At 34.4% G+C, this 12535-nt stretch carries 10 protein-coding genes and 2 pseudogenes; 3 read left to right on the top strand and 9 right to left on the bottom strand.

Annotation, left to right across the window (positions count from 1 at the left end; translation table 11 throughout):
- The first annotated feature begins 2 nt into the window (after positions 1-2).
- The gene (locus AABM58_RS06120; protein ID WP_019236454.1) at positions 3-917 is read left to right on the top strand and encodes a patatin-like phospholipase family protein; all 915 of its coding nucleotides are present in this window, start codon (positions 3-5) and stop codon (positions 915-917) included.
- Positions 918-1012: 95 nt separating this feature from the next.
- Here AABM58_RS06120 and AABM58_RS06115 read toward each other — a convergent pair.
- The 9 genes and pseudogenes from AABM58_RS06115 to AABM58_RS07890 all read right to left on the bottom strand — a co-directional run.
- Positions 1013-1618 (bottom strand): annotated as a pseudogene (locus tag AABM58_RS06115) (helix-turn-helix domain-containing protein); the annotation flags it as partial.
- Positions 1614-2960 (bottom strand): IS110 family RNA-guided transposase, encoded by a 1347-nt coding sequence (locus AABM58_RS06110; protein WP_338406860.1) that lies wholly within the window; start codon positions 2958-2960, stop codon positions 1614-1616. The gene AABM58_RS06110 and the pseudogene AABM58_RS06115, both read right to left, overlap by 5 nt.
- Before the next feature lie 211 nt (positions 2961-3171).
- Complete coding sequence (locus AABM58_RS06105; RefSeq protein WP_338405975.1) at positions 3172-3627, bottom strand: helix-turn-helix domain-containing protein; 456 nt, start codon at positions 3625-3627, stop codon at positions 3172-3174.
- A gap of 34 nt (positions 3628-3661) precedes the next feature.
- A pseudogene (wmk, locus tag AABM58_RS06100) lies at positions 3662-4574 on the bottom strand (WO male-killing family protein Wmk).
- Positions 4575-4639: 65 nt separating this feature from the next.
- Entirely contained in the window at positions 4640-5842 is a 1203-nt protein-coding gene (locus AABM58_RS06095) for a hypothetical protein (protein WP_338406658.1), read from the bottom strand.
- Positions 5843-6012: 170 nt separating this feature from the next.
- Positions 6013-6678: a JAB domain-containing protein gene (locus AABM58_RS06090; protein WP_108783952.1), complete on the bottom strand. Its 666-nt coding sequence runs from the start codon at positions 6676-6678 to the stop codon at positions 6013-6015.
- A gap of 170 nt (positions 6679-6848) precedes the next feature.
- Complete coding sequence (gene wmk, locus AABM58_RS06085) at positions 6849-7787, bottom strand: WO male-killing family protein Wmk (protein ID WP_338406657.1); 939 nt, start codon at positions 7785-7787, stop codon at positions 6849-6851.
- 68 nt (positions 7788-7855) lie between these two features.
- Entirely contained in the window at positions 7856-9604 is a 1749-nt protein-coding gene (gene mutL / locus AABM58_RS06080) for a DNA mismatch repair endonuclease MutL (RefSeq protein ID WP_410529781.1), read from the bottom strand.
- On the bottom strand, positions 9564-9710 hold the full coding sequence (locus tag AABM58_RS07890) for a hypothetical protein (protein WP_410529780.1): 147 nt from the start codon (positions 9708-9710) through the stop codon (positions 9564-9566). The genes mutL and AABM58_RS07890 overlap by 41 nt, the downstream gene beginning before the upstream one ends.
- A gap of 199 nt (positions 9711-9909) precedes the next feature.
- Here AABM58_RS07890 and AABM58_RS06075 point away from each other — a divergent pair, with 199 nt between their 5' ends.
- Together AABM58_RS06075 and AABM58_RS06070 are read left to right on the top strand one after the other, a co-directional pair.
- Complete coding sequence (locus AABM58_RS06075; protein ID WP_264685595.1) at positions 9910-10827, top strand: Rpn family recombination-promoting nuclease/putative transposase; 918 nt, start codon at positions 9910-9912, stop codon at positions 10825-10827.
- Between the two features lie 263 nt (positions 10828-11090).
- Positions 11091-12530, top strand: coding sequence for a cytoplasmic incompatibility factor CifA (locus tag AABM58_RS06070; RefSeq protein WP_264685594.1), 1440 nt, complete (start codon positions 11091-11093; stop codon positions 12528-12530).
- Positions 12531-12535 lie beyond the last annotated feature (5 nt).

Here is a 12535-nt window from a genome sequence, read left to right as displayed (position 1 = left end):
CAGTGACAAAGTACATTTTATCTGTAGATGGAGGTGGCATTAGAGGGATAATACCTGCCATTATTCTAGCAGAAATTGAATCTAGGACAAAAAAGCCAATTTCCCAGATTTTTGATTTAATGGCAGGAACCTCAACCGGTGGGATTATTGTTGCTGGACTTTGTAAAAGCAATAAACTTCAATACTCTGCCAATGATTTGGTTGAACTTTATCAAGAGTATGGAGCATATATCTTTCAATCATCATTTTGGAGAAAATCAATTGCTTCTTGGCTGAGTGGTTCTCAGTACTCATATAGAAATATGGAATTTATTCTCAACAAATACTTTGGTGAAAGTACTATGGCCGATGTTGCGAGTAATCTACTACTCACCAGTTATGACATTCACAATAGTTGTGAATTTTTCTTCAAAAGTTGGAAAGAAAAAAACATTAAGTTGAAAGATGCACTCAGAGCTACAACAGCTGCTCCAACGTACTTCACACCAAAACGTCTGAAAATTAGCCAAACAGAGAGAGTATTGATAGATGGTGGAGTGTTTGCAAATAATCCAGCGGCTTGTGCATATGCAAGTGGTAAGAGGTTATTTCCAAATGATGAGATTATACTGCTATCAATAGGCACTGGTGGAACAGATAGAAGTATAAAGTATGCTAACTCAAGGAAATTTGGCAAAATAGGGTGGATCAAGCCACTACTGAATGTGATGTTTGCCTCTGGATTGGATTGCGTTGATTATCAACTAGAACAAGTAATAGACGATAAATATATAAGAATACAATCGCAATTGAAAGTAGCATCGACTGAGATGGACAATATTACACTCAAAAATATCAAATCTCTTCAGCAAGAGGCAAATGCAATGATAGAGGACAACCAGAAATTAATAGATAAACTTTGCGATTTCATATCTTAATTTATACCAAGCAAAATTCAACTGAGCCAAAAAAGTTGGTTAGCAAATTCTACTGGTTAAATCATTAACTAACTTTACTTATATCTTAAAGACATTCAATTTTCACACTCACCCAACTCATCAGCAGTTAGGCCACTTGCTCGCACAATAATATCAATAGCAACACCTTCCTTAACTAGATCTTTTGCAATCTTGATTTTCTCTGCTTTTTTAACCTTTTCTTTACCAGTTTGCATTCCTTCAGATAAAGATCTGGCTACCGTATCCAGTAATTCTTGATCCTCAATTTTTTCGCATTTACCTATAAACCCAAAAACTGGCTCATTTTCATATTCTGTTAGTCCAAGAGCTTTAATGTTAACTGATAATGTCTTTGCTATCTTATATAATATTTCAATTGGAATGTCTGTATATCCTCGTTCATAGTCGTGTATTTCTTTAGGTGTTGAACCGATTTTATTTGCCAAGTCCTCCTGAGTGTATTCCCGTATTAATCTCTGCTCTTTTATCCTTTTCCCCACTTTGTAGAGTATAGAATCAGTACAAATTTCTTTCTCTATATCATCATATTCATAAGTAGATAAGCGAGTCACTTGGGAAATAATATCAACTGAAACTCCTTCTTTCACTAGATTCTTTGCTACTTCTATTTTCGCTTCTTCTTGGCTAATTTTCTCGCTAATATATACAAACCTCCTAAGAAACTCCTTGAACTAACTCATCTTTTTTTACCAAGAGATAGCCAAGTTCCTTTGCTCTTTTGATCAAATTTTTTACAGTTCTATCTTTATAGCGTATTTCATAGTATTCCATTCCTTTTTCTACATATTCCTGTCCGTATTTGAGCATACTATAAAATATGCACGCTATCTTTCTTGCAGTAGCTGTTATTGCTTTTGGCGCTCCTAATCGTTTTTTTAATTTCCTGTAGTATGCACCTAATGCACTTTTACTATTTCCCACAGAATTAGCAGCCATTCGAAATGCATTCGCAGCACGATTAATGACTTTACGCGTTCTTGTGCTAAACACTTTTTCTCCTGTAATTTTATTGGCAGGGCTGAGTCCTAACCACGATGAGAAGTGTTTTTCTGTTGACCATTTACTATGGTTTATACCAGTTTCTGAAATTATGGTCTGTACACTTAGTACATCAAGCCCTGGAACTTTAGTAAAATCCATACCAGTTATCCGGTGCAGTTCCTCGTGCAAAGCAAAGTTTGGCTTACTTTTTCTATGCTTATTCTTTTCCTTACTCAACTGTTTACTTTCGCCAGGTTTTGTTTCGAACGTTTTGTAATAGGCCTCAATATTTCTATCACATTCTGCTATTTTTTCTTGATAGATATTATATAGTTCAAATTCTTGCTTTAGCGTGAATAAGTGTTCCTCTCTATAGTCACCAGCTAACGCTTTTGCAATAGTAGACTGATCATTTTTTATTCGTGCATCCCTGAATTCAACCAATTTCTCAGGATCCCTTTCGCCTTCGATTATAGCCTTGATAATTTTCATACCAGTTACTCCAGTAATATCTCTTATAACTTTATGCAGCTGTATATTCATTTGAATTAATGCCTTCTGCATACGCAGAACATGTGTAGATGCACTTTCAGTAAGACTTTTACGTTGCCGCACATAACTACGCAATACACAAATTTGATCATCGGGTCTGAATGATCCATGAAGTAGTCCATAACTGTGTAGTTGTTGTAACCACTGACAGTCCTGAACATCTGACTTTCTTCCAGGTACATTTTTTACATGTCGCGCATTTACCAGTTTTACTTCAAACCCATATGATTCGAGTACTTGAAATAAAGGAATCCAGTATACTCCTGTTGATTCCATAGCTACAGTTGTAACTTTACATTTTTTCAACCACCGTGCTAAATTATGAAGGTCTTCAGTGAAGCAGCCAAATTTTTGGATACGTTGTTCATCTCTTCCTTCAGGTACACATACATAATGTACAGATGAACCAACATCAATCCCTGCTGCATCAGGATTCACTATTTCTAATTTACTTTTTGCTTTTTTCATGGCAACTCCTTCGTATAATTTGTAATAGGGAAACGCTTCAGCTTGGAACGGTTGATAGTACAATCTCCTAACCGAGGTAGTCTACAAAAACTCCATCAATGATTTGACCGTTCCTCCCAAAACCACGCTTACGAACGGGCACTAAAGGCACCAGTGACTTGGTCGGTTATAACTGCAAAAGCGCTTCTCACAAAGTTATATCAGAAATTACTCAAAACTTAAATTGGGAGTTTCTTCCTGGTTTGACAGATTTCGTCTGTTTGACGCTTACTAATGGATACAGCTTCTTACGTAATTCCTGATCCTTAATTTCTCTATGTATTTTTGTTAGATAGACTATTTCTTTATCCTCATCTTCATACCAACTGTTTTCTTTTAGTACTGTTGGTCCTGGAAGTAGATCTACAACACTAACTGACAATGCTCCTGCTATTATATACGATTCTTTGATTGTAATAGCCTTGCACCCTAGTTCAAAGTTATGTATTTCCTTATGTGTTAAACCAATTTTGCTTGCTAGTTTTGCCTGAGTATACCCTTGTACTATCCTACAACCTTCTATTTTTTTCCCTAGCTCGTAGCTTACTGAGCCAATATGCTCTGAATTATCATAGATAAATCCTCTAAAAGCTGTTTTTCCTACAGAAGCAAACATATATTCTATCACAAAAAAATCCACTATTGGCTAAGTTTTTATGAAATCACAAAAATTTCTCAATCATATAATTTGATAAGCCTGTCGTTTGCAAGATAATATCAACAGAAATTCCTTCTTTCACTTGCAACTTCAATCTTCTTTTCCTCTCTGACCTTTTCTCTACAAACATGTATACCTTTAAATAAAGACTTGATTAGCATATCGCGTAATTCTCGACTCTCAATCTTTTTGTATTCTTCTATCAAGTTTGATAGCTTTTCTTCCGCTTCACTATCCTCATCTGATTCGGGAAGTAGATCTATGATACTGATTGATAATACCTTTGCTATTTCATCTAACATTTCAAGTGAGACAGCAGCTCTCCCTTGTTCATACTCGTATATTCCTTGATTTGTTATGCCAACTTTATTCGCTAAATCTTTTTGTGTATATCCTCGTATCAATCTCCACTCTTTTATCCTTTGCCCTACTTTGTATGGAACCGGAATTTTGTTCTCCTCATACTCACCAATAGATAAGTTAGTTGTTCGAGAGATAACATGAGCAGAAACTCCTACTTTCATCAAACCCCTTGCTACTTCCATTTTTACCGCTTTTCTGCTTCTTTCCTCACTCAAACGAATAAATTTGGTTAATAAATAAAATACTTCGCTTAATTCTTTATCCTTATACCCCTTTACTAAATTTAATATTTCTTTATCTTCAAAATATCTTTTTTCATTTGGTAGCGTCTCTCCACAAACTAGACCTTTAACATTTACTGATAATGCTTCTGCTATAGCATATAACTTCTTAATTGGAATTTTACGGTTCCCTTTCTCATATTGCAGTATTACCCAGTACTTTACACCAATTTTCTCAGCTAAACCCTTCTGAGTATAACCTCGCTCTAACCTCCAACTTTTTACTTTTTGTCCTACTTCATAATCTAGACTTTTTTCCACGCAAAAAACCATATATATAATATTTTCTACTATAGCTCAAAGGCTCCAGTAAACTCTGGAACCTTAAAATAAATGAATTAAAGTTCCCTAAAGGTTTCTTTACTACCTCCACATACCCTATTTACCCATGAAGACAATACTTCATCATTGCCAATCTCTTTTATAGCATACTTTTCATTCCATATGCCACATCTAGTGAAATTACCTTTCTCTACTGCTTCTTGAAGTTTCACTCCCCCAAAAAGGCAGTTTTTTCCTATTTCTTCGCCTCTTTTTTGTAACTCAGCCCACATTTCCTTGTTTTCTACTCTGACTTGTACTTGATCATATTTTTTTACATCGTGGTACAATATAATATTTAGCTGACCAATGCTTGTAGGAAATTGTAATATAATAGAGCTTTCATCTGACATATCGATATAGTTTCTTATACCTCCCTTCTCGCTTTTAACCTCAACTGCATCATTACCAATTTTTAAAATATTACTTCCTAACTTTCTGTTTGCTTCCAGTATTTTGGCTACCTCTACCTTGCTATTATCAGAAAATTCTATATATGATGTTGTATTGTCTATCTCGAGATCTATTAAGGATCCTTCTTGAACAGCACTTTCGCCAGCTTTTTCTAGTTCTTCTAGTTGCTTATCTATCTGTAGCTGAACTTCTGGTTGTAGCTCATCATAGATTTCACCTATCAGTTTATTCTGTAGTAGAGTATCATGAAACTCTGCACCGCTTAACATTAATTTACGTATTACCTTTTTACGATCAACCTTATCAAATTTATGAAAATGTGTACCTAATACTACATACTCTGAGAAACTCCATTCCCCATCATTACATGCATTTAGCCTTGTTCCATCACCTATTACTTCATCTATAACTTTGTTCATCTCTTTTGGGGTTTTTGCTTTTACCACTCCACTCTTAAACCAGCTCAACTTTTCACTTTCGCTTATACTTGGCTTTATTTTTTGCAAGGCGGAGGTAAATGGATTTTTATCTTCTTGATCACTTGCAGGTTTTGTGCCATAAACATAGTCAAATCCTTTCCCACAGTTGATTTTGTTTTCGCGAACTTCTCTACCAGGGAAAGGTGCTATTTCCTCAGGCTTTTCAGCCTTATTAATTTTGCTTACAAAGGTGGATTGCTCCTTAGTACGACCTATTCCTACAATAGCATTTAACACCTCACCTTTTGATAATCTATCAAGATCAATGTTTAACTCGTAAGTACCTCCTTCTTGATCATCAAAAGGTACAATTATTTTATTACTCATATTAGCCTCCGCTATTAAATATATTTAACTAAGTCTATAACCGACTTTATTACTTTATTATTAATTTAATATATACTTTCTCATTAATTGTAAGCAATAATTAATGTACTTGCAAATACTTTCTTCATTCAAGTAGTTAAACAACTCATGAAAATCTTCAAATATCTGCTTTATAACAGTCCTTGCTCTTTAAAGCTAAAATACCCAACACTTGTGATGATAATGTGATCCAGTAACCTAATCCCTATAGCCTGACAAGCTTTAGCCAAGTCTTTAGTTACAGCTTCATCCTCATCAGATGGCTTTAACCTTCCTTCTGGGTGGTTATGCGATATTATTATTGACGTCGCTTTTCTTATTAATGCCTTTCTTGTTACTTCTCTTATGTAAAAAGGTACCTTATCCACTGTACCAGTGAACACTTCTTCCCCCTTTAAACGGCACTTTTGATCAAAATATATTATTTTCATCTTTTCCTCCTCTGAATAACCAATACTCACCCTTAAATATTTTACGATGGTTTCCAAGTTATCCATTACAGGTCCTTTCTTTAACTCTTCTCTTGGTACTCTCTTTGCAGCTTCCTTTAGGCATAAAATTACTGCTACTGTAGAGTCAGTTATCCCTTCTATAGTTTTCAAGTCATCTATTTCCTGGCCTAAAATTCCTCCTATTCCAAAACTATCTATTAGCTTTCTAGCAATAACTCGAGCTTCTTCCCTGTCATGCACTGCACTTAGAAACGTTTCTATTACTTCACGATCAAGTAGAGCTTTACCGTTGCTTTCTAATGCTCTGAACTCTATTTCTTCTCTACGATCTTTCTTATTATTCATAAAAATTACCCTTCACTAATAACAAAATGTTTTTATATATTTACTGCTGTTTTTTTGTCAGCATTGGCATAAAGCCATAGCTTTTGAGTGAAGTCAAATCAATTTCTCAATCTTTTTTACTTATTTTTTCATGAATAGGTAAAGATATTAATATATACTGATTTTTTATTTTAAATTTGTTGAATTTCGTTCAAGGAGAGGCCTACTGTTTTTAAAATAATATTGATAGAAATTCCTTCCTTAACTAAATTCTTTGCAATTCTCATCTTTTCTACTTTCTTCACTTTCTCTTTGCAAATTTGTATGCTTTCAAACAGAGATTTTATTAGTACATGACGTAGTTCTTTGCTTTTGATCTTTTTGTATTCTTCTATTAACCTTGATAGCTCTGCTTCACTATTCTCATTTTCTCTTGTTTCTGGAAGCAGATCTGTAATATTAATTAATAGTACCTTTGCTATTTCATCTAACATTTCAAGTGAAACAGCAGCTCGTCCTTGTTCATATTCATATATTCTTTGATTTATTATACCCACTTTACTTGCTAAATCTTCCTGAGTGTATCCTCTTCTCAACCTCCATTCTTTTATTCTTTGACCTACTTTATACGGAATGGAAATTTTTTTCTCATCATTATCATATTCATCAATAGATAAATTGGTTGTTCGAGAGATAACATGAGCAGAAACTCCTTCCTTAACTAAACCCTTTGCCACTTCTATTTTTACTGCCTTTCCACTTTCTTCCTCACTAATACGGATGAATTTAGTTAATAAATAAAACGTTTCACGTAATTCTTGGTCCTTAATCTCTTTATGTCTTCTTACTAGATTTAGTATCTCTTCTTCCTCATACCTTTCCTCATTTGATACTTCTTGTCCGCAAGCTAGATCTCTAGCAGTTGTTGATAATGCTTCTGCTAATTCATATAACTTCTTAATTGAAATTCTGCGTGTTCCTTTTTCATATTGCAGTATTACCTGATATGTTGTTCCGATTTTTTTTGCTAAATCTTTTTGAGTATAGCCCTTTGCTAATCTACGATTTCTTACTTCCTGTCCTATTACTTTGTAATCTAAAAAATTAGAGCATTTATTCTCTTTTTTCACATTTTATACTCCATAACCAGAAGAGCTGTTACGTATACTTAATTGGGAACCTTTTTGACAAACTGAACTCATCTCCTTTCAAACAATTTTTCTATATCACTTAGTTTCATTTCTATATACGTTAGTCTTCCGTGATCAGAATATGGAGTTTTCTCAATTTGTCTTAGTATCTCATTCATCTCTTCCAATTTCATTTTTCTTCCTGCTCCGTGGCAAGCGATTATGGATGATATTTTGTTCACCTTATCCTCTATTGGTAGCGTATCTTCTATTTCCATTAACTTATCTACTATATCAACTAGCATCTCTTTTATATCTATTGTTCCCAAGATTGCAGGTATTTCTTTTACCCTTACTTTATCTTCTGATTCTATTTCAATACCAAAACCCATTTCAAAAAGCTTATCTTTATAAGTTTTAACCATCTCCATTCCAGCTTGGTTTTTAATCTCAACTATTTCAGGAAGAAGAAGTTTTTGTCTTTTTATGCTTGATTTTTGCTTTAAGCACTCGTATATCAATCTCTCATGAGCTGCGTGCTGATCTACTATAATCAATTTGCCTTTAGCCTCAGCAATAATATAAGTATTGTAGACATGACAGCGTGCATACCCTAGAGGATGATCCGCTATTAAATCAATTTGCTCTCTTTCTAGAACCATAACTCCTTTCTGTGGTGTAGATTTCTCTATACCTTCATACTTAAAACTTCCTGATAAGCTTCGCTTTCTTTCATCTGGTGCATTGAATTCTTTCATTAGACGATTTTCTAAAAGACTTGGCTTCCTTTCGTAAAATTCTTTTTGACCCTTTACTTCTCTGCTTTTTCCATTATTAACACGCTCACTATTCCTTTGACTTTCACTAACATCAAAAGGCGAACCACCCAGTTCTTCTCCAATACCTTGACACCTAGATCCATCAATATCACTCACTGAAGAGGTACCTATTCTCATTGACAACGCTTTTATTAGCCCTCTTCTCACTATTTCATATATTAACCTCTTATTTTGAAATCTTACTTCCGATTTATTTGGATGCACATTTACATCTACTTGGTCATATGGTACTTCTAAATGCAACACTGCAAAAGGATACCTATTGTTTGGAATAAAATCGTGATACGCATACCTAATTGCACCAACAAGTAGATTGTCTTTCATTGGCCTTCCATTAACAAACGTATAAATCTGAGTTGAGTTGCCACGATTGACATTAGGTTTACAGATGTGTCCCTTAAGTTTGATGCCTTCTTCTTCCTCTTTAACTTCCAGTGAATTGCTTTGAAATTCTTTTTCTATTTCACATAATCTGTTGAACAGCGAAGTTTGCTTAACATATTTTAAGAGCTTTTTATTACCAGAAGTGAGAGTAAACCCAATACTATAATTAATCATCGCTAAGTTATTCACAATATCAACAATACTTTGTGTTTCTGCCCTTTCGGTTTTTAGAAACTTTAGTCTATTTGGTGTAGCAAAAAATAAGTCACGAACTTCAATATATGTACCTTGCAACAAAGAACAAGGGGTAATCTCTCTTACTTTTTCTCCTCCCTCATACCTTATAGACCATGCTTCCTTTGCTCCACTTGCCTTGGATGATAATTTCATTCTGCTTACTGCTGCAATTGAAGGCAGAGCCTCTCCTCTAAAGCCAAGATGTTTGATCTCTATTAACTCACTATCGCTTAATTTTGAAGTAGCGTGGCGCATAAACGCAAGTTCCAAATCTTCCTTTTCTATTCCATTTCCATCGTCTGTTACAGTTATAAGATTACGCCCACCACTTTCTATTTTGATCTCTATCTCTAGCATCTATTGCATTTTCTACTAATTCCTTTACTACACTTGCTGGCCTTTCGATTACTTCACCCGCTGCTATACGGTTTATTGTTTTTGTATCTAAAAGAATTATTGCCATATTTCCAACTCTCAGTCTTATCAGGATATAGCTTGAATATCAATGCAAATCAAGTTCTCTATTAGATGTCTCAACTAATTTAAAAACAGAAATAGTTGTAAAAACCCAGCCCGAAATGTTATCTCCTGTGGTTTGAATTTTAGTTGAATATTTCTTCACAATTGTGTATAATTATTAATGCTTTTTATCTTACTTTCTCATGGCTCTTTCGAAGTTTCTCGATCCAAAAAATGATATATCGTTCAAGCGCATCTTTGGCACTGAAAAAAATAAAGATATCCTTATTCACTTTCTTAATGATATTCTCGGCTTTGCTGGAAAAAATGCAATACAGGATATAGAGTTTTTAAGTACTATTCAAGACCCTGATATTGCTTCTAAAAAACAAAGCATTGTTGATGTTCTTTGTAGAGATGAAAATGGGCTGCAAGTGATAGTCGAAATGCAGGTCGCTAAAACTAAAGGCTTTGAAAAACGTGCCCAATACTATGCCGCTAAAGCTTATTCAAGACAGGCTGACAAAGGCGATCAATATCATGACCTTAAGGAAATTATCTTTATTGCTATAGCAGACTGTATTTTATTTCCTGATAAGTCTGAGTATAAATCAAAGCACACTATTCGCGATGAAGATACTAATGAACATGACCTAAAAGATTTTTACTTTATATTTATTGAATTGCCTAAATTTCCAAAAACCAAAGAAGATCAGCTTTCAAGTATAGTTGAAAAATGGGTCTACTTCTTTAGATATGCAGACGAAACTAGTGAAGAAGAGCTAGAGAGAATAATAGGAAGTGATCTAATAATTAAAAGAGCATATGAAGAACTAAATAGATTCAACTGGTCAGAAAAAGAATTTATAGCCTATGAACAAGAGATCAAACGTATTCGTGATGAACAGGCTGTCCTTGCTCAAAAACTCGATGATGCTAAACATGAAGGTAGACAAGAAGGTAGACAAGAAGGCATCCAAATCGGTCACGAAAAAGGCAGAAAAGAAAGGGAAATTGAAGTTGCAAAAAACTTACTGAAAGCTGGCGTATCTGTTAACTTAATAGCTGAGTCTACCGGCCTTTCGATAGATGAAACTGAACAACTTAAAGAAAAAGCCTAAGTATTGCAACTCCCTTAAAGCTCTGTCCATTTTTAACTTATTATATTTCTTTATCCACTAGTCTAGAGCCTATATCTAACTCTTTCGCTATTCTCGCTATGGCCTGTTTGATTTTCTCACCAATTCTACGTATCAGTTAAACGCATAATATCTAAATATAGAAAATGTTTTTCATAAAATTTTTCTTATTCTTGATAAATTTAGTGTTGATATTTGATTCTAACTTTTGCATAATGCAGTAAATATTTTTTATAGGGGGTGAAATGCCAATAGAAACAAAGCGTCAAGCTGCACTACTTAAAAATCTACAAGATATTATAAAACATACAGATCCTGAAATTGCTGCTGGGAGGAAGTTAGCTATTAAAAGGTGGGCGGAGACCTATATAGAGAATATTAAATCTTTTGAGGGTGATAAGCTGCAGTTTTTGTACAATATATTCCAAAATGAAAATTGTTGGTCAGGTGCAAGGTTAGATAATGCTGTTTTAGGTCAAAGATTAACTGAAGAGAAAATAGGAGAAATTGATAATCCGCTTCGCAGATATGATATGGCTTGTAGATACTGTGTAGTAGATAAAATTCCTTCTCTCTTTGAAGAGCAATTTGATTCCTATAAAAGAAGTTTTTCATCTAATGCAGTTGATGGTAATGGTCGTCCTGTAAAAGATGATAATAAATATATACTAAATTCACTTTTGTATGGGATGAAAAGGGAAGATCCTGTACTAAGTTTCTGGATAGATAAGGAATCTGGGGAATTAAGGCAACCTGGTAATGCAGCAGAAGGTTTTGACAGTGCTGTAAGACTTAAGTGGAGTGAAGGAGTAGAGTATTTTTATAATCATTTAAAAGAAGAAGATAAAGAGAAGAAGCTTACAGACACTATTCTTGTTCTGTCTCGCGTTCAATCTGTTGAGAAAGATGCTCCTATTTTAGATTTTTGTGTAAATAAGGTAGCTGACAAAGATACTCTTTTGCAGAAATTATCGCAGAAAGATAAAGGAGTATATTCCCTTTTTGCTGAATTAATAGATTCGTATTTTTTTGATACAGTGCATGATTTAGTACAGTGCTGGTGTTATAAAGGAGTTTCAGAACGTGGAGGCGGAGATCATTCAGAGAAAATATTCTCATATGAAGAATATAAACTTCTTCTTTCCTCACTTTCAAATGTTATGTTGGAAAATCCTGAGTTTAATGCTCAAGCTAGATCTCTTATTATGGAAATGTGGAGATGTGATCGCTTTTATAAACACAAGGAGGCTGCTGTCGATACTTCTAACTTCCAAGTTCCTATAGAAAATGCACTTGCAGGGTTAGTGGTTAATTGGGAACGATCTGGTCGTAAGTCTGATGAAAAAAAAGAAATATTAGAGATAATGTTATTTGCCAAGGATTGCTTTCCTGAAAAGTTTGAGTCCTTCAAAGAAGTTATGATAGAAGACCTTAGATTATGTGGTAGAGAAGGAATGAAAGAAGATATAGACTACGGTAATTTCGCAAAAGAATTGTTTTCTGAGTTAGAAAAAGCAACTTTACCTCCTAGAGATGATGGTTCCGGTGATTATCGAAGACGGTCCATATCCATAGTGGAAGCTGAAGATTCTAGTCTTTCTATTAGACATGATGGTTCTGGTGATGCTCCAAAATCCATTCTTGGAACCCCTGGTGTAAGTGATTTTTCTCGCCGTAGCAAGTAGAAAGG

Origin of the sequence: Wolbachia endosymbiont (group A) of Longitarsus flavicornis, from assembly GCF_963931955.1 — a bacterium.
Taxonomy (GTDB): Bacteria; Pseudomonadota; Alphaproteobacteria; order Rickettsiales; family Anaplasmataceae; genus Wolbachia.
The sequence above is the reverse complement of the archived record's forward strand: the minus strand, read 5'-3'. Positions and strand labels throughout refer to the sequence as shown.